Here is a 220-nt window from a genome sequence, read left to right on the forward strand (position 1 = left end):
GCGTAGGCGGACATTTAAGTCAGGGGTGAAATCCCAGAGCTCAACTCTGGAACTGCCTTTGATACTGGGTGTCTTGAGTGTGATAGAGGTATGTGGAACTCCGAGTGTAGAGGTGAAATTCGTAGATATTCGGAAGAACACCAGTGGCGAAGGCGACATACGGGATCGTTACTGACGCTGAGGCTCGAAAGCGTGGGGAGCAAACAGGATTAGAAACCCT

At 50.5% G+C, this 220-nt stretch carries 1 rRNA gene; it reads left to right on the forward strand.

Annotated features, from left to right (window positions below):
- Positions 1–220: ribosomal RNA gene (locus BTW08_RS18635) — 16S ribosomal RNA — on the forward strand; the annotation flags it as partial.

The organism is Salinicola sp. MH3R3-1 (genome assembly GCF_001937155.1).
Taxonomy (GTDB): domain Bacteria; phylum Pseudomonadota; class Gammaproteobacteria; order Pseudomonadales; family Halomonadaceae; genus Salinicola; species Salinicola halophyticus.